26 protein-coding genes are annotated in these 25,368 nt (G+C 38.3%); 10 read left to right on the forward strand and 16 right to left on the reverse strand.

Annotated elements, in window-relative coordinates; genetic code table 11:
- Positions 1 to 173: 173 nt before the first annotated feature.
- The 4 genes from ACPUYX_RS17295 to ACPUYX_RS17310 form a co-directional block, all read right to left on the reverse strand.
- Positions 174 to 1,436: an MDR family MFS transporter gene (locus ACPUYX_RS17295; protein WP_426380877.1), complete on the reverse strand. Its 1,263-nt coding sequence runs from the start codon at positions 1,434 to 1,436 to the stop codon at positions 174 to 176.
- A gap of 926 nt (positions 1,437 to 2,362) precedes the next feature.
- The gene (locus ACPUYX_RS17300; protein WP_426380878.1) at positions 2,363 to 2,503 is read right to left on the reverse strand and encodes a hypothetical protein; all 141 of its coding nucleotides are present in this window, start codon (positions 2,501 to 2,503) and stop codon (positions 2,363 to 2,365) included.
- Positions 2,504 to 2,534: 31 nt separating this feature from the next.
- Positions 2,535 to 3,464, reverse strand: coding sequence for a PH domain-containing protein (locus ACPUYX_RS17305; protein ID WP_426380879.1), 930 nt, complete (start codon positions 3,462 to 3,464; stop codon positions 2,535 to 2,537).
- Positions 3,465 to 3,868: 404 nt separating this feature from the next.
- Entirely contained in the window at positions 3,869 to 4,903 is a 1,035-nt protein-coding gene (locus ACPUYX_RS17310) for an SDR family oxidoreductase (protein ID WP_426380880.1), read from the reverse strand.
- 135 nt (positions 4,904 to 5,038) lie between these two features.
- Here ACPUYX_RS17310 and ACPUYX_RS17315 point away from each other — a divergent pair, with 135 nt between their 5' ends.
- Positions 5,039 to 5,485, forward strand: a complete 447-nt coding sequence (locus ACPUYX_RS17315) for a MerR family transcriptional regulator (RefSeq protein ID WP_426380881.1) — start codon at positions 5,039 to 5,041, stop codon at positions 5,483 to 5,485.
- Between the two features lie 483 nt (positions 5,486 to 5,968).
- Here ACPUYX_RS17315 and ACPUYX_RS17320 read toward each other — a convergent pair whose 3' ends face one another.
- Positions 5,969 to 6,178, reverse strand: a complete 210-nt coding sequence (locus ACPUYX_RS17320) for an RNA polymerase sigma factor (RefSeq protein ID WP_426380882.1) — start codon at positions 6,176 to 6,178, stop codon at positions 5,969 to 5,971.
- 69 nt (positions 6,179 to 6,247) lie between these two features.
- Between ACPUYX_RS17320 and ACPUYX_RS17325 the strand changes: the two genes are divergently transcribed.
- Positions 6,248 to 6,697, forward strand: a complete 450-nt coding sequence (locus ACPUYX_RS17325) for a nitrite reductase (protein ID WP_426380883.1) — start codon at positions 6,248 to 6,250, stop codon at positions 6,695 to 6,697.
- A 103-nt stretch (positions 6,698 to 6,800) separates the two neighbouring features.
- On the opposite strand, the gene ACPUYX_RS17330 is transcribed toward ACPUYX_RS17325, so the two are convergent.
- The 3 genes from ACPUYX_RS17330 to ACPUYX_RS17340 all read right to left on the reverse strand — a co-directional run bounded on the left by ACPUYX_RS17330 (position 6,801) and on the right by ACPUYX_RS17340 (position 8,016).
- Positions 6,801 to 7,040 carry a CDGSH iron-sulfur domain-containing protein gene (locus tag ACPUYX_RS17330; RefSeq protein ID WP_426380884.1) on the reverse strand — a complete coding sequence of 80 codons (240 nt, stop codon included), beginning with the start codon at positions 7,038 to 7,040 and terminating at the stop codon, positions 6,801 to 6,803.
- A 167-nt stretch (positions 7,041 to 7,207) separates the two neighbouring features.
- Positions 7,208 to 7,600 carry a (2Fe-2S)-binding protein gene (locus ACPUYX_RS17335; protein ID WP_426380885.1) on the reverse strand — a complete coding sequence of 131 codons (393 nt, stop codon included), beginning with the start codon at positions 7,598 to 7,600 and terminating at the stop codon, positions 7,208 to 7,210.
- A gap of 83 nt (positions 7,601 to 7,683) precedes the next feature.
- Positions 7,684 to 8,016: a DoxX family protein gene (locus ACPUYX_RS17340; protein WP_426380886.1), complete on the reverse strand. Its 333-nt coding sequence runs from the start codon at positions 8,014 to 8,016 to the stop codon at positions 7,684 to 7,686.
- 737 nt (positions 8,017 to 8,753) lie between these two features.
- On the opposite strand from ACPUYX_RS17340, the gene ACPUYX_RS17345 reads away from it, so the two are divergent.
- Complete coding sequence (locus tag ACPUYX_RS17345; protein ID WP_426380887.1) at positions 8,754 to 8,891, forward strand: hypothetical protein; 138 nt, start codon at positions 8,754 to 8,756, stop codon at positions 8,889 to 8,891.
- A 267-nt stretch (positions 8,892 to 9,158) separates the two neighbouring features.
- On the forward strand, positions 9,159 to 9,578 hold the full coding sequence (locus tag ACPUYX_RS17350) for a hemerythrin domain-containing protein (protein ID WP_426380888.1): 420 nt from the start codon (positions 9,159 to 9,161) through the stop codon (positions 9,576 to 9,578).
- Between the two features lie 209 nt (positions 9,579 to 9,787).
- Here ACPUYX_RS17350 and ACPUYX_RS17355 read toward each other — a convergent pair whose 3' ends face one another.
- The 7 genes from ACPUYX_RS17355 to ACPUYX_RS17385 all read right to left on the reverse strand — a co-directional run bounded on the left by ACPUYX_RS17355 (position 9,788) and on the right by ACPUYX_RS17385 (position 19,105).
- On the reverse strand, positions 9,788 to 10,168 hold the full coding sequence (locus ACPUYX_RS17355) for a DoxX family protein (RefSeq protein ID WP_426380889.1): 381 nt from the start codon (positions 10,166 to 10,168) through the stop codon (positions 9,788 to 9,790).
- 470 nt (positions 10,169 to 10,638) lie between these two features.
- Positions 10,639 to 10,926 (reverse strand): SDR family oxidoreductase, encoded by a 288-nt coding sequence (locus tag ACPUYX_RS17360; RefSeq protein ID WP_426380890.1) that lies wholly within the window; start codon positions 10,924 to 10,926, stop codon positions 10,639 to 10,641.
- A gap of 423 nt (positions 10,927 to 11,349) precedes the next feature.
- Positions 11,350 to 13,185 carry an acyl-CoA dehydrogenase gene (locus ACPUYX_RS17365; RefSeq protein WP_426380891.1) on the reverse strand — a complete coding sequence of 612 codons (1,836 nt, stop codon included), beginning with the start codon at positions 13,183 to 13,185 and terminating at the stop codon, positions 11,350 to 11,352.
- A 94-nt stretch (positions 13,186 to 13,279) separates the two neighbouring features.
- Complete coding sequence (locus ACPUYX_RS17370) at positions 13,280 to 14,509, reverse strand: thiolase family protein (RefSeq protein ID WP_426380972.1); 1,230 nt, start codon at positions 14,507 to 14,509, stop codon at positions 13,280 to 13,282.
- A gap of 48 nt (positions 14,510 to 14,557) precedes the next feature.
- Entirely contained in the window at positions 14,558 to 15,901 is a 1,344-nt protein-coding gene (locus tag ACPUYX_RS17375) for an acetyl-CoA hydrolase/transferase family protein (protein WP_426380892.1), read from the reverse strand.
- A gap of 130 nt (positions 15,902 to 16,031) precedes the next feature.
- The gene (locus ACPUYX_RS17380; protein ID WP_426380893.1) at positions 16,032 to 16,883 is read right to left on the reverse strand and encodes a 3-hydroxyacyl-CoA dehydrogenase family protein; all 852 of its coding nucleotides are present in this window, start codon (positions 16,881 to 16,883) and stop codon (positions 16,032 to 16,034) included.
- Positions 16,884 to 17,275: 392 nt separating this feature from the next.
- Positions 17,276 to 19,105: a sigma 54-interacting transcriptional regulator gene (locus ACPUYX_RS17385; protein ID WP_426380894.1), complete on the reverse strand. Its 1,830-nt coding sequence runs from the start codon at positions 19,103 to 19,105 to the stop codon at positions 17,276 to 17,278.
- Between the two features lie 364 nt (positions 19,106 to 19,469).
- Here ACPUYX_RS17385 and ACPUYX_RS17390 point away from each other — a divergent pair, with 364 nt between their 5' ends.
- Positions 19,470 to 20,891: a LysM peptidoglycan-binding domain-containing protein gene (locus tag ACPUYX_RS17390; RefSeq protein WP_426380895.1), complete on the forward strand. Its 1,422-nt coding sequence runs from the start codon at positions 19,470 to 19,472 to the stop codon at positions 20,889 to 20,891.
- A gap of 110 nt (positions 20,892 to 21,001) precedes the next feature.
- Here ACPUYX_RS17390 and ACPUYX_RS17395 read toward each other — a convergent pair whose 3' ends face one another.
- A complete protein-coding gene (locus ACPUYX_RS17395) occupies positions 21,002 to 21,511 on the reverse strand; it encodes an RrF2 family transcriptional regulator (protein WP_426380896.1) in 510 nt (169 codons plus the stop codon).
- A gap of 209 nt (positions 21,512 to 21,720) precedes the next feature.
- Here ACPUYX_RS17395 and ACPUYX_RS17400 point away from each other — a divergent pair, with 209 nt between their 5' ends.
- The 5 genes from ACPUYX_RS17400 to ACPUYX_RS17420 all read left to right on the forward strand — a co-directional run bounded on the left by ACPUYX_RS17400 (position 21,721) and on the right by ACPUYX_RS17420 (position 25,362).
- Positions 21,721 to 22,092, forward strand: coding sequence for a pyridoxamine 5'-phosphate oxidase family protein (locus ACPUYX_RS17400; RefSeq protein ID WP_426380897.1), 372 nt, complete (start codon positions 21,721 to 21,723; stop codon positions 22,090 to 22,092).
- Between the two features lie 18 nt (positions 22,093 to 22,110).
- Positions 22,111 to 22,287, forward strand: a complete 177-nt coding sequence (locus ACPUYX_RS17405) for a 4Fe-4S binding protein (RefSeq protein WP_426380898.1) — start codon at positions 22,111 to 22,113, stop codon at positions 22,285 to 22,287.
- Between the two features lie 300 nt (positions 22,288 to 22,587).
- Entirely contained in the window at positions 22,588 to 23,583 is a 996-nt protein-coding gene (locus ACPUYX_RS17410) for an ABC transporter substrate-binding protein (RefSeq protein ID WP_426380899.1), read from the forward strand.
- 83 nt (positions 23,584 to 23,666) lie between these two features.
- A complete protein-coding gene (locus ACPUYX_RS17415) occupies positions 23,667 to 24,575 on the forward strand; it encodes an ABC transporter permease (protein ID WP_088227479.1) in 909 nt (302 codons plus the stop codon).
- Positions 24,568 to 25,362: an ABC transporter ATP-binding protein gene (locus ACPUYX_RS17420; RefSeq protein ID WP_426380900.1), complete on the forward strand. Its 795-nt coding sequence runs from the start codon at positions 24,568 to 24,570 to the stop codon at positions 25,360 to 25,362. Before ACPUYX_RS17415 ends, ACPUYX_RS17420 begins: the two co-directional genes overlap by 8 nt.
- The last annotated feature ends 6 nt before the right edge of the window (positions 25,363 to 25,368 follow it).

The raw sequence follows: 25,368 nt of genomic DNA on the forward strand, positions 1-25,368 counted from the left end.
ATTGACGAAAAATTAAGACGACTACTCTATAATTGACATGTGAACTATATAGCCTAACAAAAACTACTTATAGTATTCCTGTATCTTCTTTACAAAGGACATGACTCCATTCCGCATCATTTAAGGTTAATTTCAGGCTATCATTGAGATCTTGAGAAATGGGAAGTATTTGTTCAGCAAGATTTCTGCCTTTTAGAGTAAGGTTTATCTAAAAAAATAGACAAAGCAAACATAAGAATTGCCGCAAGACACGATATCACAAAAATAATTTGCCATACTGAATTTATTCCCCTTGAACCAATGTATACACCCATTAGTAAAGTTCCAAGTGATCCACCTATTGCATTGCTTATGTTACTTAAAGCACTAAATCGAGCTCTATAATTTCTCGGACTATTATTAGCAACGTAAGTACCAAAATTTGTTGCCATAAGAATTTCTCCAAATGTCCATAAAATAGTAGATATGATGAAGAGGAAAAACGTATGGATTTCTCCTATCATGCCAAAGCCTATGGCATATAGAACGCCAGCTAAAACAAGATTTTTTATAGGCTTAACCCTTTTTGTCATAGTTGTAATCCACATCGTTGAGGTAATAACTGTTAAAGCATTGATACTCATAAGCCAGCCGAATTTTTCCGGGCCTTGAGCTAAAAATGTATTATCTAACATTATTGGCAGAGAAAATCTATGCTGCGTATAAACGGCACTATAGATTATATAAATCATTAAGAGAATTATAATATGCGGTCTCTTATAAAGAGCCTTAAAAATATTCTCGGACTCATCCTTTTCTTCTTCAGTTACAGCTGCTTCGGCGGAAATAGAGTTAACTTCGCTGACATACCTTACAACAAGGATAACCGCAATAAATGACGTTAGAGCATCGCCTAAAAAAAGTAAGGGCAGAGAATGGTTAAATAGAAATCCTGCCACAATCGGACCTAAAGCCACTCCAACATTAATCCCTAAATAGTTTAAGGAATAGCCTAACTGTCTCTTATAAGGCGGTAATATATCTGCAATGATCGAATTAATCGAAGGCCTTACCGCTCCATTAAAAAAAGTAGCTAATAGAATACACAGTATATTAATAGATGAATTATTTTGAAGAGCACAAGGTACAAGTAAAACACCGGCAATTGTTTGAGCTAATACATAAACTTTTTTTCTGCCCAGAAGGTCTGCAAATTTTCCGCCAAAAAGAGAACCCGGAATTCTTACTAAAGATGCAACCATAACTATTACACCGGTAACTTCAAATGACAAACCCAGCTTTTGGGTTAAATACAAGGTTAAAAACGGAAATACAAAATCTCCAAATCTGTTTACTATTTGAACTATAAAAAAAATATATATACTTTTAGGTAACCCTCTATAAGCATTTATCAAACTCTTACTGACACCTCTTTCAAGTAACGCTTCTTTAAGCATGAAAATGGCCCCGTAAGTTTTTTAACTGTTACGGCGCCATTGCCTTATAATGCAATGTTGATTTTGTATTTCCCATTTGTCAATTGATGTAGTGTTCTAGATTGTCGCTCTCTCGTAAGACATGTGAAATAGAAGGAGAACTTACGTGCTTATCGTTATTTGAACGAAATAGTCGTTTTCGTGAAAGATACCTCCGGAAATTCTGATCTCGGGAACCCAGGATTGTTGTTAGAAAGCTCTTTACGTTTTGAAAGTAATAAACAAATTTGCTCATCTATCTGGGCTAACTCTTCGCAATAATAATCAGTAGGTGGGCGAAATGGCATTCTCATCAAATTAATAACCTTCTCTCCGCTTAATTATTTGAATATTCCCCTCTCTACTATCTCCCGACGTGGCGGTTATACGAACATTGGATCATCTTACATAATTCCACAATTACCCTCTGTTTCCTGCAATATGAATGAACTAAAAGAGCGTTCTGTTTTACAGTTGCGATTAAACGGGACGCGGGTGGGCAGCGGGTATTATAGTATAAATGGAGCGATTGGAATAAGAGTCAGAATACGAATTCAGGGATGTTATTATTGAAAATGGTTGTTAGACTGCCGATGTAACTTAATCAGTTCATCCATCTTCTGTATCATCAACTTATCATTTTCACCTTTGCGTTTTATATATCGTACAATATTTACTATCAAATAAGTAATAAGTGCAAAAAACAGAATTGGAAATATTACGATAAAGAGAGCAGTATAATCAAATTGAATCGGGTTACCACCCATATAACGGTTCCTCCCATCTAAATTTAATTTAATTTAACTCACTTTATTTATCTAAGAGCCACTTCCCTGCTTGCTTTATAATATCTCATTAATATCTTATTAAGATTTCATTACGTTGATTTTTCCCGTTCTCATTAAACCCTAAAGATTTATAAACTGACATAATACAGTAAAGCCTTCAAATCCGACAAGCTTATCCTTTGGTTCGATTGGATAGCCTTCAATGATCTCCGCCCCTTGTGAAAAAGCATAATCCATTGCCCTTAGAATTAATAGTTTCATCAATCCTTTATGCCTGTGGGCATCCAAAATATTAGTTCAGAGCAGTATTCTGTTTCCAAGCTTCTAATAATTTACTATAAAGTTGATCTGTTTCTCTTGGTTCCTCAGTATTCACGATCCTTAACCCGGACTTAACATTTATGAAAATGAAGGGGGGCTTTTGTGTATCGACAAATAATTTTGCTTGCCCAATCCCCTTTATTTTGAAATAGCCTTTCAATTTGCTTCCTAAACCGGAACCATTTGTTTTAAGCTGAATTTCAGGAATCTGGTCTTTTTTCGAGATACCAACGATATCTGAGAGTTTAATCTCTTCCCCATATTCTCCACTAATCTTTATACTGCCATCCTGGATGGTATACTCAGCTGGCTTGCTGCTAAAATACAGGAGTGTACCTACACCACTCAAAGTTAAAACTGTGATAACAGTAACTAATCCAATGAACAATGTTTTTCTTGTCTTTCCTGAACCATCTCCTTTTGTGTTATTACCGTTTATTATCACTGTTGGGTACTTGCTAACTATTAAGTTTATAAATCCTTCTTTATCTTGTGGCGAAATTATTACTATTTTGCCCGCCCCGTGTTTAATCTGCAACCTGTCTAGTGAAAGGGCTGGTGACGATATTGGATTTCTTGTACCTTTTATTTCAGTTATTTCATTTAAAGCAATCGTCTGACGAATAGGACCGCATCTAATCTTTAACTCATCGTCCGTCAATCGATATCCTGTTCCAAACCAAAGCCATGCGATAAATGCTACAATTAGTATATAGATAAATGTACCAGTTGGATCATATTGACCATTTGTTAATGGTATCCATGTGGTTAGAGCAAGTCCGGTAATTATTGGTAACCATAGCAGTAAACCAAGCCACATATCACGTTTAGATGAAAAGTACATCTTTGATCTCCCTCTACTATTTCTCCAATGGATGAGCTTCCAGTTAGCGCCGAGCATAGTTTAATCCTCCAATAAGTGCAATGCGCATCCATAGAATTTTGGATAGGATAAACCATTTCTAGTAAACAATTATAGCAAATTGATAAAAATATTAGCTGTTATTAAGTTCATTTCATTTCGACTCAACATTACTTTTGAGTATTTTTTTTATTTCCTTTACATCGTCTGCAATTCGAAATACTTTATAATAAATTATGAATAAAATAATCATTGGTACAACAAAAACGGCGATGTCGTTACCCATGGGAATTCCCCCCTTCAAATACTTTAGATTATCCTAATATGGGTCACGAATAAGAATTAGGGGAACTTGACTTGTGACGTTATATTCATAATGTTGCGAACTAACTTTCTCTTTAATATAATCCCTAAATTATTATAAGAAACCAATATCTTTAATCTCATTTTATAATTTCGAATTTAATCATGCCATTTATCGAGGCAATAATAGCTTCTTCATTATTAGCAATCGGCTTCCAACCTAAAATTTTCTTAGCTTTTGTATTACTCACATTGCGGTTCACCTTCATTAGTAACGCTGTTGTTTCCGCCTGTTTGTTAGAAGAAGCGTTTGAATATATAACCGAATCAGGTAATGTCTCGACGGGAACCTTTCCTGTAATGCTTGGATATTTATTTTTCAACAATGCTGCAATTTCAGGCAAAGATATTTGACCGTCTGCCGATGCTATAAAACGTTGTCCATTTGCGTTAGGATTTGTCATGGCACGAATGTGTAAATCAGCCACGTCCCGAACATCAACAATGTTTAAAGGAATATTTGGAATAGCTTTCATCGACCCGTCTAATAAATGTTCTAGAAGCCCAAAACTACCTGAAATGTGAGCACTTAAAGAAGGTCCTAAAATAGCAACTGGGTTGATGGTGGCAAATTCTAAATTGCCACCGTCTTTCTTAATAAAATCCCAAGCTGCACGTTCTGCTAATAATTTTGATTTTTCATAAGCCGATAAACCTTTTTCATTTGGGTCAGTCCAATCTTCTTCTGTTGTAGTAGTATTCGGATTTTTATTGCTAAATCCAACTGCACCAAAATTAGAAGTCATTACAACACGTTTTACATTTGCATTTCGAGCAGCTTTTAGCACACGAATTATGCCCTCCACGGCAGGGCGCATTGCTTCAGTTTCATCTTTTTGGGACATCGCAGAAAAGATAGGTGATGCGACGCTAAATACATAGTCACAACCTTTCATGGCTTCATCCCAGTTATCATCTTTTAACAAATCTGCTTCAACAAATGTAAGGTTGTCAAAGGTGGTAATACCGTTAGATTTTAGTGTATCAATTACATTGTTTTTACTGCTAATGGAGCGAAGTGTGGTTTTTACACTGTAACCTTTTTGTAATAATTGAAGAATTATTTGCACACCGAGAAATCCTGTGCCACCAGTGACTAAAACATTATTTTGCATATTTAATGCCTCCATAAATATTTATCAATTCCTTGATAATTGATTTTCTACAATTTATACTCATGTTAACACCTAGAGTTATCTCTAGGTCAAACTTTTTTAACTTTAACGTATTAATGTAAAGGAGATTTAAAATTGATTTATTCTATCAAAGATGTTGCAAAAATAACGGGTCTTTCCATATTTACGCTTCGATTTTATGATAAAGAAGGACTACTACCATTTGCCTCAAGAAATAAGTCGGGAATCAGAGTGTTTACCGAATCAGATATAAATCAGATTAAGACTATTTGTTGTCTAAAGAATACTGGAATGCAAATTAAAGATATAAAAAAATATATTGATTTTTGTATGGAAGGTGCCGTTACTATAGATTCGAGGATAAAATTATTCGTGGAACACCGAAAGATAATTATAAACCAAATAAATGCTCTTAATGAAAATCTCAAGCTCATTGATTCAAAACTTGAAATTTATACTTCTCCCAATGCTGTCGAAATCATTAATAAACAAATAAGGAACGTAGATGACGAAAAACGTGAAAATTGTTTACTGAGTCCTTTTTCCGAAATTAAACGATAGTCATTTGAAGAATAGTCTAAGCTCTTTACATCAAAATAGAAGGCTAGCTATGGAACCTCAACTTCTAATTATCCTACTGATGCAGCAGTCAAAAATATTAGCCCGCCCCTGGTAGTATTATTTTTAAGGAATAAAATCACTTTCCTCATTAATTTGTCAACAATACTTAGAAAAAAGGAGAGTGATTTTTTATGCAATCAAACAAAACCTGTAAGCCGGTCGAACAGTATCTCGGGTATCTAGTTATTATAAAAGGCGTTCAGAAAACACGATTAAAGAATACCGTACTGACTTATTAATGTCAGCTGCCCTCTCGTGTTGAATATCTGTGGAGGACAGCTGTTTGAGTAGTTGGTAGGCTTAATAAGAATAATTAGCAGTTAATCAAAGGCTTATAAAGTAGCAACTAGAAGTTAGTTGATAATTAGGTTGTTACGGGCATTTGATAAACTCAAGCTCTATTGGGCTTGAGTTTATTACATTCTATAGATGCTTTGATTGGCCATTAAAGGTCTGTTTAGCTTGAAAGGCTTTTATGAAGGTTTCCTGTGCTAAGTCTTGAGCGATATGATAATCTCCTATCATACCGAAAATTAAGTTAATAATTTTGGCCTCGTTTTCTGAGATAATACTTTCAAATGAGAATTCGCTGCTTCTCTCATCAGGCCCATAAATATTTTCACGGATTTTCATTAATGTTCCCCCGTATTTTATTTGATCCATATATTTTTGACGATAAAAATATATAAAAGATAGTTTTTTATGCTATCTAAAATGGCATACCTTCGTCTAAAACAAAATAATAAAGGGTTTGTTTTATTATTGGAAAATGCTACAGGGTTTACAAAATCAAGTACTTTTAGAGCTTTTTCAAAAATGAATAAGGCTTGTTCTTCCGAATGTCAATGTTCATCACTGTGCCAATTATATATTACAAAAGAAATACTTAGTAGATCAGCGGATAGTGGTGAAAAAGTATCTACAGAAATCCCTAATGACATCCTGGTTATGTTTAAATCGCTACCAATAATACCAGAACGCTATAATCAAATTGATCTGCACGATGCATTTGAAGCAGTACAAAACATTTGTGATAATTGCCCAAGTGATCTACATAGTAAACACTGCGTTGTGAATGTTGTTTTAACGGGCTTGGGGGTTTTAGTTTACGGAAAGGAATTTATCACTGAAAAGGATCGACTAATTTCTTAACATTGATTATTTTTATACCTTAATTAATTAGTGTTTACAATAAAAAATTGCACACTTTACTGTGTGCAATTTTTTAATTATCGGGGAAGTATCATTAAAACCATTAGAGGTTTTCGTGAGCCCCGTCGCAATAAGGAGGGTTATTGGTATGTTTACAAGCACATAAATATGCAGTTCCATCTTTTTCGGCTGTGAATGCGGTTGGAGTAAAAGAAGTTCCTTCATGCGCTCCATTACAAAATGGCTGCTTATCGCTTTTCCCACAGGTACAGTAATAGTAAGTTTCCCCTTTCTTTAAATCAACAGGAATAGGTGATTTCTGAGCTATAACAGGTTTTTCCATCAATGCTCACTCCTTAATTGTATATACTAAAAACATATCTGCGCTCTTATCTTGTGCATATTTAAATAGATTAATGCTTTTTTATATAAAGCTTTTGGTAATTAAATAAGAACTTAATCACTAGGGGAGCTTATCACTCGGTGTGACAAGCTCCCTTACATGAAGATTTATTTTATTAAATGAGCATATAATGCTTTATTGCTTTCTACACAATTACCGCAACCCGTACCAACTTTCGTAACAGCCTGTACGTCTTCGAATGAACGAGCGCCTTTTTTTATTGCATTTATCATATCTTGAACAGTAACTTTCATACAGCCACAGATAATTTGATTTTCCTTAATTTTTTTACTTAATAATAGTTCATCCACAAGCTTTTTGTTGCTTTCAACGCAATTACCACAACCTGTACCTACTTTTGTAGCAGCTTGTACCTCATCAAATGAATTGGCACCGCTTTTAATAGCATTCTTTATATCTTGTTCAGTAACGTTCATACACCCACAAATTACTTTGGTTTGTTCTTTTGCTTTAAAAAAAGATAGTATTGAATTCAACATTTTTTACCCCTCACTTATATTTTGTTAGCATATTTTTAAATCAATTCATAGGTTAATAAAGAGTCAAGCTTTAAAGGCATTCTTTACTTCCGATCAGCTTGTTGTTCGTAAATGAGTCTATCAACCGATACCGGCCCCGCACCTTCCATTGCTAAAAAGAGAGTAATAACAAATAGAGTAAAAATATATTCAATGCCGTAATTAGCTCCATTAAGAAAGAAACCATTGGGCCAGTGGACTTTAAGCATTGCGACTAAGCTAACAATGGCAAGGCCAAGCGCTGCAGGGCGGGTTAATAATCCCAAAATGATTGCAATACTACCGAAAAACTCGATTAATATTGAAATTCCCGCTAATAATGGGGGAATATTTAATGTTTGAGAGAAGAATCCGATGGTGCCTGACCAACCATACATTATTCATATTAATATTTCCTTTCCGTTTTTAGTTAAAGTCGTGGCGCGCCAACCAACTACATACATTAAGACGGGAAACATTCATGAAGGATAGTTAAAAAGAGTTTGGGAATTAAATCCATTTATTTCAAAAAAATTTGAGTTCAAATATAAGAAGTGACAATGGCTTAAAAAGCTATTTGTCACCGTACAAAACTTCTTAACTAGAAAACACAACAAAATCACTTAAAACCACACATTAGTAAGATTTTTTTATTGTAAAAGATTGACGATGTGCATCTCTTGATGGAAAGCAATAGGGCAAACGGAAACATCATTGTTAGAATTCAACCCAGCTCTATCTTGATTTGCTTCCTGTAAACAGTGCAATATTCGGCTGTTTTGCGCCTTGCCACGGCTGTATCGACAATGCGATCCATTCGACGGCGGGTTTACAGTTGTGTCAGGAGTGTTACCAGCTAATGAAAGAGTAGGGTTTTGAAGAACCCACAGGTATTTGAGTATGTTTTTAGCCTCTTGATGATTGCTCTTTACTTGTTGGTTCGAGGGGCTGGGCCTATCTCCATTGATAAAGTAATCTATAACAAAGTGAGAAACAAATAAGATATTTCAAATCCTGTATTGCATTAAGTATTGATTAGAAAAAATAATTAAAATTAAACAAAACACACTATCCAAAACCCTCTTCGCTACGTCGTAATTATGTATCTAAAGACAAAACGAAGGGGGGGTTTTAAATGTTTGATGCAGTAAAAAAACAAACTGCGATTGAAGCACTTGCCGCATTGTGCCATCACTGTGGAGATAAACACACTGATGAATGTCCACTAGCCAAGGCAATGGCCGCTGCGAAAGCAATTCCAACCCAAGAATAAAAGTTCACTTTGAACCACATGGTTTGGACGGGCATAAAAACCTGTCCAAACCCCTCAATGTATTATTGAATTGTAAGCATGTCACCCTAGGATGTTGTTTTTATCCAAAGGTAAAACAGTTTGTTATAGACCGTCTCCTAAAATGAAATCCTTTATGAATTTTTACTTAATTTAATGATTGATATAGGTTTTAACGATTCAAAAGACATGAAACTGAAACATATAGGCGAAGCCTAGAATCATTCGAATTTGAAAGGACTGATAAAAATGAGCTATACAGCAAATTTAAGAAGACAACATGACGAATCTATATTTAGAATAAAGGAGATATTTACTTATTTAATCCCGGAATACCTAAAAGCTAATGCGCAACAAGTTAGAAACCTGCTTTCAACTTTTATAGGTAAGGCTAATATCCATCGAGCAACAGAAGATGAGTATCTTTATCCTAAATTACTCAAACATGAATCACCAGAATTAAGAAATCTTGCACAAAAATACTATGATGGATTTATTAGTAGTAAGGATGTACTTGGTAATTACTCTACTAAATGGGCAGCTTTTTCTAAAATAAAAGAAAACCCCAATGAATTTATAGATGATACCAAAATGGTTTTAACTAAAATCTTAGACAGGATTGATAAGGAAAATAACGAGCTATTCACATTAGTAGATAAACTCATGTAAAAATAAAATATGACCTATAAAACCCTGAGAAAGTCCACACGGCTTGAATTCCAGTTTATACCTTCAGTATTTCACTCATAGAGAGATTTGCCCGTTTTCCTTTATAATCTCCAAGGCTAATATCACTTTTAATTATATTGAAAATTGGTATGCTACCTTGTTTTGAAAATCAGACCTCCGAACTTTTTTCAGAATAACTAATTAAATATTCATTTGATATATAAAGAAGCTACAGCAATAATGATTGCTCCCCCCGTTAAAGCTATATTCTTCATAAAATGTTGCATTTGGTTATTTTTTTCTTTCTTATTCGGGGCGCTCCAAAATTTGTGGCCAAAATAGGTAGACGGTACTAGAAATAAAATTATTGCAATAGCTCCATATAGACAGTATGAGTGATATATGATTCCGCCACCACCGGCTAAAGCCATAATACTTGAACCCAAAGTCGAGAGTGTAGGGAAAGGGACCTTTAAAGAAGACATATATTTAACAGTTTCATTGAATTTTAGAAGTTGTGTAATGCCTGTAAATATAAATATCATTGAAAATAAAAAGCGACCAATTAGAAACAAAATAAGAATAGTCATTGTAGGAATCTCCCAAAGACTTGAGATTAACAAGCCTAAATTTATCTTTTCTATATAATTCCGCATTTTTTTAACAATATCCATATTCTCACTTTAACTTTTGATTAATAAGCCAGACTTACATATAATAACTAATTTTAGGTACAAAAAATAATCCTAATTTCACAATAAGTATAAACGGAACCTCAGACATTTAATCGATAGTAGCAAAAAATTAGCATAAAGCTAGCATGTAAATAGCATATTTTTAGCATTGGAATAGTAACACAAAAATAGCCGGATTTTAGCATTGCTCAAATCTCGGCTATTTTTTAGTCTTCTATGAACCCTAAAGGTAAATTGCCCTTCCCACAAAAATAACATGAAAATTAACTTCTAATTATCATTGAGCTAGAAATTTTCGTTTATTACCACATTATCCTGGTCATATAATCAGGGTTTAAGGATTTGAGGAAATTCTTATTTTTAGTCTATTTTGCAGTCCATCCTCCATCAACAAAAATTGTTTTACCCGTAACAAAATCTGATGCGGAAGATGCTAAATATAGAACCGTACCAATTAAATCATCTTTTGTTGCCACTCTTCCCATTGGAATCCGTTGTAGAATTTGATTCATTATTTCTTTGTCCACTATCCTTTGCCGTGAAGGGGTCATAACTGCGGTAGGCATTTCTTTCGCCAATGAAGCACCAATACCTTCGCTTGCTCTAGTGATAAGCACAATTTTGTCTTTCACACTAAATATTGCATTTTCCATAAATTCACCTTTCCTATAACCATTGAAAATAATAATTTTCAGGTTCCCATTATCCTACTAACTGTAATATATGGTAGGCTTACTATGAGATCATTAAATTGTTTGTTCCGATACAAAAATAACAAATCTCTTTGTTACCCCTTTTTGTGTTCGATAACGACTACTATGACAAGTTGAACGAACATCAACTGCTCAAAAAACACTGTCATGAGAAAATCGTACTCAATGGGTAATATTCCAGGCGATTTCATTTATATTTCGTTTTGACCTGAATTCCCTTGTAATTTGATCTTTTCATCAGTGTTGCACTATTATAACAAACAGACCGTTCATTGGAACCGATTTCTCAATGAACGGTCTGTTTAATTGTGAAGCTATAAAGAGATTATTTGCTGAAGGCTATTTTTCAGCTTCCATATTGATTTAATATTCAAAAACCTCAACCGCCACATCGAGTGCCGAGGTATCGCCGTCAATTACAATCTCTGAAACAGTCCAAACATTAGGAACGACATTATGTAAGTAGTATTTAGCTGATGCAACTTTACCTGTGTAGAAATTATAATCAAAGTGACTTGGTCCCACTTCCTTGGCCTTCTTGTCTGCCAAGATTGCCTGATCAAGAATTTGGCGACCACAAAATAGTTGTGCAGAGGCCGTAAGAATACGACGAGAATACAGAGGAATCATGCTCATATTTGTCTGTGAGTATTCGGCAACAGCCTTAAGCATAGCTTGATAAGAGTTTAGCGCCTTGCCTAGAATGGCAAACTCTTTTCTTAGAGCTTCGTTATCTTTGTTGGCTGAATAGAAATCGGCCATTTCCTTGAGCCAAGCAGCAAAGACAGAACCGCCCTTCATGTTCATCTTGCGGCCAAGCAAATCCATAGACTGGATATAGTTGGTGCCTTCCCAAATGGAGTAGATCTTTACGTCACGAGCAATTTGGGATAAAGGATATTCCTCACAGTACCCATACCCGCCATAGGATTGAAGCGCCTCTCCAATAAGCCACCAGGCTTCATCAGAAGGATAAGCCTTGCAAAGCGGAGTGCATATTTCAATGAGGTCACTGGCAGCTTTTCTTACTTCCGGATCTGGATCGCGGTGTCTCTCGTCAAAAGCAAGATAAACCCTATACATCATGGCACGCATTGCTTCAATATGAGCTTTCCCCATCATCAGAGTACGTTTAATATCTTCATGATTAATAATCGCAACCCGTCCCGCCTTGGGATTTGTCATGAGGCGCCCTTGAACTCTCTCTTTAGCATTATCACGGGCATTGGCAAAAGCGTTACTAATGCAAGAAAGGGCCATATGTCCGGTTTCCATTCGAGCCATGTTCATCATTTGGAACATTTGAGCCATACCTTCACCCTTGCCGTCATTTTCACGCGGGTCAACACCCAACAGCCAACCGCGGCAATTCCCATTTTCGCCAGCTGATAAAGCTGCCGTTACAGAACCGTGCAAACCCATCTTGTGTTCTACGCCAGTGTTAACAAAATCATTATCTTCCAGGCTGCCATCTTCGTTGAGCCAATACTTTGGCACGACAAAGAGAGAGATGCCGCTTGTGCCCGGCTTAGCACCCTCAATGCGAGCTAAATAAAGGTGAATAATATTTTCAGTAAAATCATTGTTTCCGCCGGTGATAAATATCTTATTCCCCTTGATCTTAAAGATTCTTGGATTTTCTGTTGGGTATGCCTTGGAAGTAATATCCCCTACATCAGAACCGGCACCAGGCTCGGTTAGACACATTGTTCCCGCCCAAGTTCCGTCCATCATCTTAGGAAGGAACATTGCCTTTAATTTTTCATCACCAAATGTTTGGATTAAGTTAGCTGCTCCGCTTGTCAACAGAATATAAGGCATAAAGGAAGGATTGGCAGCACAAATCAATTCCCAGGCAGCAGCATGCAGCATCTCCGGCAAAACCATGGCCTCAGATGATTCATCAATATTACTAGTCCCCCACCCCTCTTCCTGCAGCTTATGAAAAAGAGGTCCTAAGCCTGGCGGGGTCGTTACCTTGCCGTCAGCAAAGGTAACGGGATGGGTCTCGCATTCATCGTTGGTCGACTCTATGACTGCTTTACACATTTTTAAAACCGGCTCAAGAACTGATTTAATATCATCTTTGGAATAGTAGTCGGCAAACTGAGGGTAATTAAATATTTTTTCTGTTGGCAGCCATTCTTGGATGATAAATTCAAAATCTCTAATACTATTCACAGCGAAATTCGAAGACATTAAATTCCCTCCACCTCAAATTATTTATTTCTTTGACTTAGGCAATGTTATTCAAATATCTATCCTATTCGTAAAGCTAAAGGACCGGAAAATTCTATATATCTCTTGTCCACAGGGAAGCCATCGATGCTCCTCCACCTACACAAAGAGAAGCGCCTCCGCTTGTTTTCCCAAGTCTCTCTAGTTCATAGTAGAGGCTTACAATGATGCGCAATCCAGTAGCGCCTACAGGATGTCCCAAACCAATTCCAGAACCATTATTGTTAACGTTACCATCTTGTTCAAACGTACCTATGTTCACAGTGATGCCGGTATCTTCTTTGAGCTTCTTTTTAACGCCGATGACTTGAGCTGCAAAAGCCTCGTTAATTTCCCAGTAATCGACATCTTCATAGTTCATTCCGGCCTCTTTCAGGCATTTTGGTATTGCAACAGCTGGACCTAACCCCATTACACGAGCTTCCACCCCTTCATCGCAAATATTAATCAATTTCATGAGAGGTTTAATCCCCAGTTCTTGAGCTTTTTTCTTGGTCATCAATACCGCAGCGGCAGCAGCATCATTAAGCCCCGAAGAGTTACCCGCTGTGACAACTCCGTCTTTTACAAATGCTGGCCTTAGCTTTGCCAAGCTTTCCAGGCTTGCTCCCCGAATCGGATGCTCATCCTGGGTAAACACATATTCTTTTTTTCCTTTTTTAACGGGTACCGGAACAATCTCTCTCTCAAAACGGCCTTCATCAATAGCCCTTACTGCCCTCTTATGGCTGAGAAGTGCCAGCGTATCGCATTCCTCCCGTGTTATGCCATACAATTCAGCAACATTTTCGGCTGTTCCGCCCATGTGGGACCCAGCCAGTTGACATACCAACGCATCAGCAAGCAAGGCATCCTGTAATTTGACATCACCCATTCTGGCTCCCCATCTGGTTGTCGTTGAGATGTAGGGAATATTACTCATACTTTCTGTACCGGTTACCAGAGCAATATCGTATTTCCCCAGCTGCAATTTCATAGCTGCTATTTCCACGGCCCGCATTCCTGATGCGCAGTTTTGGTTGACCATAGTGGCACTCGATTTTGGATCCATACCTATTTGCATCGCCACAATTCGAGGTGGACATGAACCATTACCATGCCCTAAGCACATTCCTGCCACAATTTCATCAACTTGTTTAGGGCCAATACCCGCTCGTTTTATAGCCTCAGCAGCAGCAATCTTAGTCAACTCATTAGCCGCCACCGGTTGGAGAGAACCTCCATAATCACCAATAGGCGTTCGGCAGGCACTGACCATTACAACATCATTAAGTTCAATTGCCATCATAAATTCCCCCTCTATTATGTTAATGATATTCGATAATCGTTTCTCTTAAGATATCTTGCTCGATCTTACCCATATTTTTTGGGCATCAGCTTCTTTAATGAGTTCCTCACGCAAATCAGGATGAGCAATATTAATTAAGGCTTCAGCTCTTTGCCATGTACTTTTACCCTTAAGCATCGCTATACCGTATTCAGTAATCACATAATAATTAATACTTCTTGGTACTGTTACAGTTGATCCGGGCGTTAAAAAGGGTTTTATACGCGATTGCAGCTTGCCTTCTTTATCAACGTAGGTCGAGGTAAGACAGATCAGACCCTTACCACCTTTAGACTTATAGGACCCATAAATAAAATCCAACTGTCCTCCCGTTCCGGAAATTTGTCTCATGCCCGATGATTCTGAGGCAACTTGTCCATAGAGATCTACTTCCAGCGCATTATTAACACAAACCACCTTATCATTTTGGCAAATTGTATCAGGATCGTTTGTATAATCGACTGGATAACTTGCACAACTTGGATTGTTATTCAAGAAATCATAGAGTTTATTGGTTCCCATCGCAAAGGTGTAGACCATCTTACCTTTGTCAATCTGTTTTCGCACTCCCGTAATTCTTCCGGCATCGTACATATCCACGAAGGAGTCAACCAGCATTTCAGTGTGAACACCAAGGTTTTTTAAGTCCGATTGAGCGATCATTTCCCCAACTGCATTCGGCATAGCACCGATCCCTAACTGCAAACAGGCACCATCTTCAATTTGTTCGAGAACAATTTTGGCGATCGTTCTGTCAATATCGGATATAGGAACCTTGGGAAGTTGAAGAAGTGGACGATTATCGCCCTGAACAAAATAGTCAATTTCGGATACATGTAAGGCTTCTCTTGAGCCACCCAGACATCTTGGTACAGAATCATTGACTTCAGCGATTACTATTCTAGCCGCATCACACATGGCATGAGTCATGGAATTTGATGTTCCCAAGTTTACATAACCATGCTTATCAGGAGGAGTGACCTTAATCATAGCTACGTCAACAGGTACGTAACCGCGCTCAAAAAAACTTGGTGCCTCATGATACGTTAGAGAAATATAATTACACAAGTTTTTATCATGAAGCTTTCTGCTAGCCCCACTGAAGTGCCAATCATTATAGATAAAATGTTTTCTTTCAGGATCATTAATAACAGTTTGAGGTGTAAATGGGCAGCAAACAGTATTAATAACAACTCCGTTTAATTCATCTTTCCTCTTAGCTAAAGCTTCATCCAAAACATGAGACGCCATCATAAATTCACCGTAATGAACGACATCATCCGACCTAACAACCTTAACTGCTTCATCTACAGAGACAAATTTGCTCTCATACTCGCTCTTAATATCCAAGTCAATTCCCCCTTGTAATTTTCGAAGGTTTTGGCTATATCACTAGCGATGCAATGCTTAGCAACGGAGAATTCTGTCCCTCGAATCTCAAAGAACTATGCATCGCAAAACTCTGTTTTAGGAAATTAAGTTACATGTAATCATAAAAGCCTTTGCCTGTCTTCTTACCAAGATGCCCGGCACGTACTTTTTGTCTGAATGCCAATGAAGGACGGTATTTGGAATCTGCAAATTCTTTAAAGAAAAATTCACAGACTGCCAAGACAATATCGATCCCTACCATATCAGCCAGTGCTAAAGGGCCCATAGGCATTCCCGCGCCCAGTTTCATAGCCTTATCGATTTCCTCTGCTGAAGCAATACCTTCATAGAAAACGTTAGCAGCTTCATTCATATACGGAACTAAGATGCGGTTAACAATAAAACCGGGACTTTCTTTAGCCAGTACAGGCTCCTTGCCCATTTTCTTAGCCAATTCAATAACTGTCTGAGTAGTATCATCGGTTGTAACAACACCAGGAATTACTTCAACTAATTTCATAACAGGTACAGGATTAAAAAAATGCATTCCCAACACTTTGTCGGAGCGATTAGTAGCCGCAGCGATCTCAGTGATACTCAACGCTGAGGTATTGGTTGCTAAAATCGTATCCCCTTTACATAGTTCTCCGAGTTGTTTATGAACTTTTTTCTTAAAATCAATGTTTTCAACAATTGCTTCGATTACAATATCAACATCTCGAAACTCATTAATATCAGTGCCAAAGATTAGTCTGGCATTATAATCAGCCACATTTTCTGCCGACACTTTTCCTTTTTCCAGTGCTTTAGCCCAGGCCTTGTTTAAAGTCTTGCTTGCCCTATTCGCTATTTCTGGAACGACATCTATCAAAACTACGCTATATCCCGCTTCAACACTGACTTGAGCAATCCCGGCACCCATGATGCCAGCTCCCAATACTCCAACTTTCTTTATTTCCACGGTTATTCTCCTTTTTATCAAACTTGTAGCAAGTTACTAAATTAGAGCGACCTTTACATTGTTCTGTCGGTAATAAATTTTCTCGATCTGCATCTTCCTTAAACCAAACATAATTCATCGAAACTCCTTAAAATTCCCTCCTTTCAATAGGCTTAACATGCAAAAACAAATCCAACTTTTTCGACTTTTACAGTAAAATATTAGTAAATAAAAAAAGACTAGGAAAATCCTAGTCAGAACAACACTTCAAGGTCGCAGAAAATTCCTAACTATTATCAATTTTGAAAATATTCAGAAGTGATTTCTCTTATTCCAAAGATATTATGTCTCAAATTCAAGACATCATCTTCCAATTAATAGACACTATGTCTCAATTACAGGACAATGTATAGTTAGTATAATTCCCGTGACAAAGTCTCACGATCAAGCCCATGCTTGATTAGTTTCTTATACAGAACTGATCTGTGAATCCCAAGAATTTTGGCTGCTTTTACTTTGTTCCCCTTTGCCCGTCGCAAAGCGTCAAGCACCAAATCTTTTTCAGCCGAACTTAAGAACACATCCATCCTTTTTTGCCTTCTAACTTGATTTTCAACCGAACCCACAAAAGACTGCCTTAACTGGACAGGTAAATGTTCCGAATAAATGAATGGCTCGTCAACCACGTTCATCGTTCGTTCCAAGACACTTTCCAATTCTCGAACATTACCCGGCCAAGAATAGCTTTGAAGTATCTGTATAGCTTCACGAGAAATGCCCTTAACATTTGTCTCCAGTTTTTGGTTTAATTTGGTTACCATGAAATTAGCCAGTAATTCAATGTCATCCGGCCTTTCCCGTAAGCTTGGCAACTCAATGGCCATAACATTTAACCGATAGAAAAGGTCGTCACGAAACGTTCTTTCTTGCACCATATCATATAATTTGCGGTTAGTAGCTGTGATAATACGCACATCAATTTTGCGAGGCTGTGTTCCACCGACCCTTTCAATTTCAAGTTCTTGGATAACTCGCAGAAGCTTGGCCTGCATTGGCAGACTCATATCACCGATTTCGTCCAAAAAAATGGTACCATGATTGGCCAGTTCGAATTTACCTGGTTTGCCGCCTTTGCGAGCACCGGTAAAAGCTCCTTCGGCATAGCCAAATAATTCTGATTCTAATAGTTGTTCGGGAATTGCAGCACAATTAACCTTTATAAATGGGCCATGACATCGCGAACTACCGTTATGAATGGCATGGGCAAATAACTCTTTTCCGGTGCCGCTTTCCCCTGTTAACAGTACATTTGAGGTAGTACGAGCAGCTCGTTGCGCTAAATTAACCGTCGCAATGATTTTAGGGCCTTCACCAATAATATCTTCAAAATCATAGGAAGCCCTGTGAATTTTACGTAACTCTTCCTTGTAGAACTTCAGGTCATCTTCTAATTGGGTTAATTTTCTCGCAAAGACATGCGCCAAACCCATATCCTTGAATAGGGTTTTGCCGAGCGCACCGATGATTTTGCCATCTTTTTTAATAGGTGCACGGATAATCATGAATTCGCGGTCCCGTACTTTCCAGTGCTCTGCGAATTGGGCCTTTCCTGTCCGAACAATCTCAGGAAGTTCAGAATGTGGGGTAAGTTCATGAATATGCCGTCCTAAAGCTTCTTCTCTGGTAATCCCTAAAGCCTCCAAATAGAAATTATTAATCATAACCACATGGCTGTTTTCGTCTACGACGACAAGGCCTTCATATGGATTTTCCACGACCGTCTCTAAAGCAGCAATAAGCTTCTTAGCTTCGTTAAGTTCTTGATGAGACTCCCCCAGCATTCTTATCAGATAATCAAGCAGAGACCACAACTTTAGTACCCCAAGCATTCGTCCTTCCTCATCTGTGACTGGAACTTCATATGCTCCCTGTTTCAGAAAGAGGGAAAGCGCTTCTGCGATAGAACTCTGTAAGGCTAGGCATATAGGTACTTCGCCTATAAGTTCACCTGCGTGTTTTTGTAATGAATTGTGAACTTTTACTTGCATCATTGTTGCTTGATCTAAAATACCTAATAATTTACCATCGGAGCTTAAAACATAGATATAGTTATTCGCTTGACCGAATTCCAAATAAACCTCAGAGATTTTTTGATCCTTAAAAACCTTTGGAAAATTGAGTGTTATGATACTTTCTACTGTGTCTATCTCAGACCTGCAGATAATATTTGAGAAACTACCCAACCCAAATCCTCCTTTGTGTGTTCAAGTTAGTAAAAAGACATACTGATGATTGATTTTGTCTATGATTTTCTACTTTTTATAATTATAATCCTCTTAAGCACAAAAGGTCAGTATTAAAGATAATCAGATTCTAACTTAAAATTAAGCAAATGTACGTTTCTCCCAGATCGTTCGATCTGAAGCACAGTTAACTTTTTAACCAGTTTGTTGTCTTCACCTTTCACCATGTTCTAGAAAAAGAATCCCCTCTATGATTAATCAGAGCATAATCACAGGAGGGGATTTATACTTTATTGTTGGATTGAACAATATCACTTTAATCAATTTTTTCACATATAATATCCAAAAATCGAGGAGAATACATATGCAAATCCATGTTGTCCGACAGGGTGAAACATTAACTCAAATAGCGAGCACTTATGGCCTGAGCGCCTCGACTATTATGCAGCTTAACGGCCTCCCAAATCAGAACCTTACGACAGGTCTAGCTGTAGTTATCCCTTCCTCTTCCCAAAGCTACACAGTAAAATCCGGTGATACCCTATGGAAAATCGCTCAGCAATATGGGACAACGATTTCCGCCTTGGTTAACGCTAATAATATAACAAATCCATCCCTCATAAATCCCGGACAGGTTTTATTGGTTCCCACAATAACTCATACGGTCAAATCAGGCGAAACTCTCTGGCAAATCGCCCAGACTTATAGTGTCACCGTCCAAAGCATCATCAACGCCAACAACATTGCTAATCCAAATCTTATTTATCCGGGTACTGTTTTGCTAGTCCCGCATAGCATCTCGACGAGCAAAACAACCATTGAAGTAAATGCTTATACTTACCAGACCGGCGCAGCAGCAGTACAATCTGTGCAAAGCCATGGCCAATATCTCACCTATTTTAGCCCTTTCGCTTACGGCGTCCAAGCGAACGGCAGTCTGATTAATCTTGATGACACTTCCTCGGTTCAAGCGGCAATCTCCACAAAAACCGTGCCCATGATGTCCATTAACAATTTTACCGCCCAAACATTAGGGTCTGATATCGCCCATGCTATCCTTTCCAACACCGGAGTTCAAAATACCCTCCTGACCAATATAGCCAGTATCATGAAAGCGAAAGGCTATCGAGTGCTGAACATTGACTTCGAAGACGTGCTGCCCGCTGACCGGGATTTATACAGCAATTTTGTTCAAAAAGCTGTCAATTATTTGCATCCGCAAGGTTTTTTAGTCTCCACAGCTTTAGCCCCCAAAACAAGTGCAGAGCAATCAGGACTGTTGTATGAAGCTCATGATTATGCCGCCCATGGCCGGATAGTAGATTTTGTCGTGCTAATGACTTATGAATGGGGTTATAGGTTAGGGCCTCCACAGGCTATTTCTCCCCTGAATCAAATTAAACATGTTCTTGACTATGCTGTTAGTGTTATTCCCCGTAATAAAATCTTTATGGGCTTCGAAACTTATGCCCGTGATTGGACACTTCCTCATGTTCAGGGCCAGGATGCAGAAACGTTTAGCCCGCAGACCGCTGCCCTCCGGGCCATTCAGTATGGAGCAACGATTCAATACGATCAAACCGCAGAATCTCCTTTTTATAATTATACCGATGCCCAGGGAGTCAGCCATCGAGTTTGGTTTGAAGATGCCCGCAGTGCCCAAGCCAAATTCAATACCGTTAAAGCCTACAATTTAAGAGGAATAAGCTACTGGGTATTAGATACCTCTTATCCCCAGAACTGGACCCTGCTTGCTGACAATTTTAATATCCGCAAGAATTGGTGAACCAATTGGAGTTCCGAAACTCATTGGGTTTATAGTTAAAGAATCTCGTTAATTTCCGCTTTCTGGATTATATCTTAAAGCAACTGCAGATTTGCCCTACCATTTGAGGCTTATGATAGTTTTCTTATATTACTAAACCATTCAAGTGTTGCATTTTTTATTTCCTTCGGAAGTTTGTTATTATACACCTCATCATATAACCATGCCAATGTCTTATTACTTAAATAGTTCCTCATTTCATCTTCTGCTTCTAACATTACAACTTTTATTAAACAAGGACATTTTGTATACGTATCTGGTAAATTATCTTTGTCCAATAATATGGAATTTTGTCTTATTTCTGCACATTGGAAAAATGGTTCACTACCTTCCACTGCTTCAACTACATCCCAAAAAGTTATTTCCTTCGCATTACGAGCCAGCATATAACCACCTTTTACACCCGGTATTGATTTTATAATCCCTGACTTACTTAATTTTGCAAATACTTTTGATAAATAAGTTTCCGAAATGCCCTGAAATGTCGCTAAATCCCTAATTCCCACAGATTTACCTTCTTCTGTGTTTACCATATATAATAAGCAATGTATTGCATATTCCACTCCAACTGAAAATTTCATTTTTCGGCTCTCCTTTGATATTGTCGTTTATTTATTAAAAATAACCGATTATTTATACTTATTCAAGTTTTTCATAAAGCATAAGACTATATTTCTTTAAAGTAAAACATTTTTATTGACAAAAGGGGCAAAAAATTGTACTATCAATGCGGATAGTATTTATCGACGATAGCAATTATCCATTATCTTATGAAAGTAGGAATGCAACAATGTTTACAGAAAAATTCTTTGAAGTACTAAATCATGAAGGAGTAGTTTCTATTGTAACCTGTTCAAATAATGAAGCGCATATCTGTAACACATGGAACAGTTATCTAATTATTACAGAAGGAAATAAAATCTTAATTCCCGCAGCAGCCATGATTAAAACAGAGGAAAATATTAACGCTAACCCTAAAGTTAAATTAACTCTTGGAAGTAAGGAAGTCATGGGCTACAACTATATGGGAACTGGATTCTTAATCGAAGGAACTGCCAAATTTATCAAAGATGGAGACAACTTTGAGATGATGAAAGAAAAGTGTCCATTCCTTACAAGAACATTAGAAGTTACAGTTACTTCATGTAAGCAAACACTGTAATAGATGTAAGAGAATATTATGCCTAGAAAAATTACAAAATCAGATTGTGTAGGGTGCGGAACTTGCCAACGAGTCTGTATCATTGGATGTATCACAGAAGAGAACGATAGAAAACGAGTAATCAATGAATTGGGTTGTGTTGACTGCGGTGCATGTCAACTTGCATGTCCAAAAAAATGCATTACAAGAAATTAACTAAAAAGAGGGGGCTGTTACTAACTGCTTTGTGGCAGTCGTGCAACAGCCCCTTTCCTTTTCAACACAAATTCGATAATAATACTGATTTGTTAGATGTGAGATTGCTGATGATTTGGTAACCTGTTGGTCAGTCAGAGATTATTTCAAAGATTAAGATTATCTCTATTGACAAGAACACACTCCAACTTTAATATAAATATAACTAAATATAGGTAGTGTAGTAGGACAGTAGGGAATGGGCAAAGGCACTTCCTGCGGAAGTGTTTTTTATTGTCCAAAATAGGGAGGATGAAATTTATGAAAAGGTTTATGGCATTACTCAGTATTATTTCTCTCTTAACAGTGGTGCTGGCAGGCTGTGGAAGTACTGCGGCCACAACGGCCTCCAACAGTAGTGAAAAGACGGTCAAAGTAGGAATTATACAAATTGTCGAGCACCCTGCTCTTGACGCCGCGCGCAAAGGATTCCTGGAAACGTTGGCGGCAAACGGTTACACAGAAGGTAAAAATCTGACGGTTGATTACAAGAACGCCCAAGGCGATCAATCATCTCTCAATACCATTGCCCAACAATTTGCCTCAGAGAAGCCTAATTTAGTTTTAGCGATTGCTACCCCTTCGGCACAAGCAATTGCAGCTGCCAGCAGCACCATCCCGATTTTAATTACTGCAGTAACTGACCCTGTTGCTGCTAAATTAGTGACTAGCAACGAGAAACCAGGGACCAATATCACGGGTACTACGGACATGAACCCACTCAAACAACAGTTCGAACTTCTCAAGAAACTGGTGCCACAGGCGAAAAAAATTGGCGTCATTTACAACGCCGGTGAAGTTAATTCGCAGGTGCAGGTTAAAATGGCCAAGGATGTTGCTGCTGCGATGGGACTCCAGATAGTTGAGGCAACCATTGCTAGCACTGCTGACGTACAACAGGCAGCAGAATCATTAGTCGGTAAGGTCGACGTTGTGTACGTTCCAACAGACAACATGGTTGTTTCTGCAGCTCCAACTGTTCTTCAAGTTACTAATAAGGCTAAGATACCGGTAATTTCCGGTGAAAGCAGTGTAGTTGACAAGGGGGCTCTTGGCACTATCGGAATAAACTATGAGAACTTAGGCAAACAAACTGGCGAGATGGCTCTTAAAGTTCTTAAGGGGGCAAAACCTCAAGATATGGCTATAGAGAGCCAGAAGGATTTTGATACAGTAATTAATAAAACCAGTGCCGCTCTCCTCGGTATAACCATTCCGGATGACTTAAAGAATGCTAAGTTTGTCGAGACTAAATAACATTCAAGCCTAACAAACGACATGAGAGTCGTCAGGAAAAACCGGGCAGAACAGCAGAAATACAGACCGATGAGGTGTTATTTATGTCCTGGCAAGTATTTTCTGGAACATTCGAACAAGGTTTAATGTACGCGATCATGGTTCTTGGTGTTTACCTGACCTTTCGTGTTCTTGATTATGCAGATTTGACGGTTGATGGCAGCTTCACTCTTGGAGCTGCCATTGCCGCCCGTTTAATTTTCGCTGGCCAAAATCCATGGCTGGCCTCAGGACTAGCCTTCGTTGGAGGATTGGTGGCTGGGGCCTTTACAGGTCTGTTACACACGAAATTTAAGATTACGCCTTTGCTCTCCGGTATCTTGACCATGACTGCCCTTTACTCTGTTAACTTAAGGATCATGGGCAGACCTAATATTCCTCTTTTGCGCATGCGAACTATTTTCACGGACTTTGGCAAACTCCCCTTTATGGATCAATATGGAGTGTTGGTCCTGAGTTTGATCAGCGTATTGATCCTAGGACATCTCCTGTATCTTTTTATGGAAACAGAGATTGGTGTTGCCTTACGTGCTACTGGTGATAACGAAATGATGATTCGGAGTCAGGGCGTTAATACGGATCTGATGAAGATTCTTGGTCTCTCAATATCCAACGGCCTGGTCGCCTTTTCCGGCAGCTATGTCGCTCAAAACAATCAGTTTGCCGATGCCAGCATGGGGATTGGAATGATCATCGCCGGCCTTGCCTCAGTTATCATTGGGGAGGTATTGGTGGGAACATCTTCGGTAAGACGAACGATTCTGGCCGTGATTGTCGGAGCCATAGTTTATCGAGTTATAATTGCTTTGGTTTTGCAGTTAGGACTAGCTGCGACCGACTTAAAGTTAGTAACCGCTATCATTGTCATTATCGCCCTAACAACACCCGACATCAAAAAGAAGATTGATCCGCGTTCTGGCACTCGTGACAAAAAGGGGGTTACCCATGCTTAGAGTCCAAAATATCCTCAAAACATTTAATAAAGGGACTGTCAACGAAAAGCTGGCAATTAAAGGCATCACCTTAAACCTTGCTGCCGGGGATTTTGTCACAGTTATCGGCAGCAATGGCGCAGGCAAGTCGACGTTACTCAACTCTGTAGCAGGAGACTTTCCTGTAGATAATGGTGAAATCCACATTGGAGATCGTAAAATCACAGGATGGCCGCAGTATAGACGAGCGAGTCTTGTGAGCCGCGTCTTCCAAGACCCGATGCGGGGTACAGCTTCATCCATGACGATCGAGGAAAATATGGTTATGGCTTTGCGCCGCGGCCAGTCTCGTCGCTTGCGTCGGGCTATATCAACTAAAGAGCGGGCATATTTTAGAGAAGAGCTTACTAAGCTCAATTTGGGTTTGGAGAATCGCCTCACCAATAAGGTTAGCCTTTTGTCAGGCGGTCAGCGCCAGGCATTAACTTTGCTTATGGCTACATTACAAAAGCCCCAGCTCCTTCTGCTTGATGAACATACTGCGGCTTTAGACCCCAAAACAGCTGAAAAGGTCCTGGATTTAACCTGCCAGGTCACAGCAGAAAATAACCTTACAACTCTTATGATCACGCATAATCTCGATCATGCATTAAGTGTCGGCAACCGCACTATCATGATGCATGAGGGCCAGATCATCCTCGATCTCCGTGAAGGGGAACGGGAAAATGTGACAATAAATCATTTGCTGGAAATGTTTGAAAAGGCAAGCGGCTCCCATATTCACAATGACCGCATGATCTTAGCTTAAGACTAA

The organism is Desulfosporosinus sp. SYSU MS00001 (assembly GCF_049943955.1).
GTDB lineage: Bacteria > Bacillota > Desulfitobacteriia > Desulfitobacteriales > Desulfitobacteriaceae > Desulfosporosinus.

Excerpts from the sequence above, each read along its gene's own strand:
- ACPUYX_RS17295 (WP_426380877.1), bottom strand. The coding sequence starts at position 1,436 with ATGCTTAAAGAAGCGTTACTTGAAAGAGGTGTCAGTAAGAGTTTGATA.
- ACPUYX_RS17300 (WP_426380878.1), bottom strand. The coding sequence starts at position 2,503 with ATGAAACTATTAATTCTAAGGGCAATGGATTATGCTTTTTCACAAGGG.
- ACPUYX_RS17305 (WP_426380879.1), bottom strand. The coding sequence starts at position 3,464 with ATGCTCGGCGCTAACTGGAAGCTCATCCATTGGAGAAATAGTAGAGGG.
- ACPUYX_RS17310 (WP_426380880.1), bottom strand. The coding sequence starts at position 4,903 with ATGCAAAATAATGTTTTAGTCACTGGTGGCACAGGATTTCTCGGTGTG.
- ACPUYX_RS17320 (WP_426380882.1), bottom strand. The coding sequence starts at position 6,178 with ATGAAAATCCGTGAAAATATTTATGGGCCTGATGAGAGAAGCAGCGAA.
- ACPUYX_RS17325 (WP_426380883.1), top strand. The coding sequence starts at position 6,248 with ATGCTATCTAAAATGGCATACCTTCGTCTAAAACAAAATAATAAAGGG.
- ACPUYX_RS17330 (WP_426380884.1), bottom strand. The coding sequence starts at position 7,040 with ATGGAAAAACCTGTTATAGCTCAGAAATCACCTATTCCTGTTGATTTA.
- ACPUYX_RS17335 (WP_426380885.1), bottom strand. The coding sequence starts at position 7,600 with ATGTTGAATTCAATACTATCTTTTTTTAAAGCAAAAGAACAAACCAAA.
- ACPUYX_RS17340 (WP_426380886.1), bottom strand. The coding sequence starts at position 8,016 with ATGTATGGTTGGTCAGGCACCATCGGATTCTTCTCTCAAACATTAAAT.
- ACPUYX_RS17345 (WP_426380887.1), top strand. The coding sequence starts at position 8,754 with ATGTTTGATGCAGTAAAAAAACAAACTGCGATTGAAGCACTTGCCGCA.
- ACPUYX_RS17350 (WP_426380888.1), top strand. The coding sequence starts at position 9,159 with ATGAGCTATACAGCAAATTTAAGAAGACAACATGACGAATCTATATTT.
- ACPUYX_RS17355 (WP_426380889.1), bottom strand. The coding sequence starts at position 10,168 with ATGACTATTCTTATTTTGTTTCTAATTGGTCGCTTTTTATTTTCAATG.
- ACPUYX_RS17360 (WP_426380890.1), bottom strand. The coding sequence starts at position 10,926 with ATGGAAAATGCAATATTTAGTGTGAAAGACAAAATTGTGCTTATCACT.
- ACPUYX_RS17365 (WP_426380891.1), bottom strand. The coding sequence starts at position 13,185 with ATGTCTTCGAATTTCGCTGTGAATAGTATTAGAGATTTTGAATTTATC.
- ACPUYX_RS17370 (WP_426380972.1), bottom strand. The coding sequence starts at position 14,509 with ATGGCAATTGAACTTAATGATGTTGTAATGGTCAGTGCCTGCCGAACG.
- ACPUYX_RS17390 (WP_426380895.1), top strand. The coding sequence starts at position 19,470 with ATGCAAATCCATGTTGTCCGACAGGGTGAAACATTAACTCAAATAGCG.
- ACPUYX_RS17395 (WP_426380896.1), bottom strand. The coding sequence starts at position 21,511 with ATGAAATTTTCAGTTGGAGTGGAATATGCAATACATTGCTTATTATAT.
- ACPUYX_RS17400 (WP_426380897.1), top strand. The coding sequence starts at position 21,721 with ATGTTTACAGAAAAATTCTTTGAAGTACTAAATCATGAAGGAGTAGTT.
- ACPUYX_RS17405 (WP_426380898.1), top strand. The coding sequence starts at position 22,111 with ATGCCTAGAAAAATTACAAAATCAGATTGTGTAGGGTGCGGAACTTGC.
- ACPUYX_RS17410 (WP_426380899.1), top strand. The coding sequence starts at position 22,588 with ATGAAAAGGTTTATGGCATTACTCAGTATTATTTCTCTCTTAACAGTG.
- ACPUYX_RS17415 (WP_088227479.1), top strand. The coding sequence starts at position 23,667 with ATGTCCTGGCAAGTATTTTCTGGAACATTCGAACAAGGTTTAATGTAC.
- ACPUYX_RS17420 (WP_426380900.1), top strand. The coding sequence starts at position 24,568 with ATGCTTAGAGTCCAAAATATCCTCAAAACATTTAATAAAGGGACTGTC.